2 protein-coding genes and 1 pseudogene are annotated in these 1,743 nt (G+C 32.4%); 2 read left to right on the top strand and 1 reads right to left on the bottom strand.

Annotation, left to right across the window (positions count from 1 at the left end):
* A pseudogene (locus Q1553_RS00200) lies at positions 1 to 150 on the bottom strand (recombination protein RecO); the annotation flags it as partial.
* Positions 151 to 336: 186 nt separating this feature from the next.
* Between Q1553_RS00200 and Q1553_RS00195 the strand changes: the two are divergent.
* Positions 337 to 678, top strand: coding sequence for a hypothetical protein (locus Q1553_RS00195; RefSeq protein WP_300669016.1), 342 nt, complete (start codon positions 337 to 339; stop codon positions 676 to 678).
* 182 nt (positions 679 to 860) lie between these two features.
* Positions 861 to 1,607 carry a hypothetical protein gene (locus Q1553_RS00190; protein WP_300669013.1) on the top strand — a complete coding sequence of 249 codons (747 nt, stop codon included), beginning with the start codon at positions 861 to 863 and terminating at the stop codon, positions 1,605 to 1,607.
* Positions 1,608 to 1,743: the final 136 nt, after the last annotated feature.

Here is a 1,743-nt window from a genome sequence, read left to right as displayed (position 1 = left end):
TATAGAAAAGTCAATCTTGTGTCCCAAATGCACGACACTATGGCGCGCACCATAGAATCTATAAAGGGTGTAAAGTTGGCTTTGTGTCAGGATTCTAACAAGCAAATCTTCCTCACGCACACGCAAAGTATGTAGAATATAGCCTTGCAAAATTTGCCTTTTTTAGCGGGATTGTAGCATAATCTTGAAGGTTTCTTTTGGTTTTACAAATTTTTAATTCATTTAAGCTTTGGAATCTCAAGCACTCTTTTTGCAGAAGTAGATTTCATTGCTCTTGCAACCAATGGAGAGTTTAACGAACAAAGTGCAGGTGTGAAAGTTTTAAACGATTAGGAGATGGAGCATGTTGTAGGTGGAGCACGTGTAACAAGCAATTTTATTAAACATTATGGTGTAATGAATAACTATGGACAAAACATATACTATACTGCATATTATCCTATTACATTAGAAACTTATATGGATACTCTTTATATTAATTTAGTATCCAGTGAAGTTGCAGCTGTGGAAGCGACTTATGACTTTAGAACAAATAAAGTCTCAACAAGCATTGTAGCCATTAATACAAAGGATTATGTCAATATGCGTTATCTGAATACTCAAGCGGAAATTAAAGATTTCAATCGGGTGGATTCTTGGATAAGACAAGATAAAATCAATATTAAATACTTTAAATAACAATTTGGAATAAAATTCGCTTATTCTTTTCTAGCTTTAAATTAAGGATAAGCAATGCTTCTTATTAATCTTTCTAATTCTCTTTATACAAACAAAGTCATTCAGCATTAATGGAGTAAGATGGTGATAGTTTAGAGCATTTTCAAAAATTTTTAGAAACAACTAAAAACTTAAAGAATAATGTGTCTTTGCCCACAGAAAGCGAATTTCAAACTTCCTTGAATAATCTGACAAAAGAACTTCATTCCATTTTGACAAATTTTTATGAAAAAGAACCAGATAGTGAGGAGTTTAGAAATCTATTAGGTTATGCTTTGGTTATTACCTCCGAAACAGAAACAAGAGAGAATGATAAACAGCAGTTACTTAATCTTTTAAATCAAGCACAAAAAGACCCAAAATTTGCAAAAAGTCAAGAATTTATGGACAAGTTGCTTTCAAGAGTTTCTACAAATTCTATTGATGATAACCAAATTAATACTTTTACTGCAATGGCTGATAATTATGGTAACCTTACCTCCTATCAGGCGACTAATTCTAGGTTGAGCTACTCATTAGAATCTTTCTTTAGATTAGCCGAATTCTTTGGTGCGATTCCAGAATCTAGCAAGGCTAAGATTCAAGATTCTTTACAAATAGCCCAAAGATATTTGTATAATCAAAGCGGAAATATTGATAATTCTTTTAAAGTGGGAGACTATGTTATCTCATTTGAGGGCGACCCCTCCTTTACTGACCCATTCTTATATGGAGGTAACTTTTCTATTTCCTATCAAAAGTCTGACGAATTTCTAACTTCTCTTGCCTCCAACTTTGATTCCACACAAAGTTTTTTTGATATTTTAAATAAAAGAGAGCAATTAGAAAAGCAAAAGCAAGAGTTACACAACAAGCAATCTTTCAATGGAATCCCCAATGCTTTTATATAAGATAGATTCCACAAGTGATTTTATAATGCAAACCTTGTAGAGATTCTAAGGTTTCAAATTGACACTCAAATGCTTTAGTTAATTAAAGTGTGTTCAATTAATACTTTAAGCCCTAATGCAATCAAAATACAGCCCG

Source organism: Helicobacter sp. UBA3407 (assembly GCF_949747025.1).
Taxonomy (GTDB): Bacteria; Campylobacterota; Campylobacteria; order Campylobacterales; family Helicobacteraceae; genus Helicobacter_D; species Helicobacter_D ganmani.
This window is presented reverse-complemented; position numbering and strand designations above follow the sequence as displayed.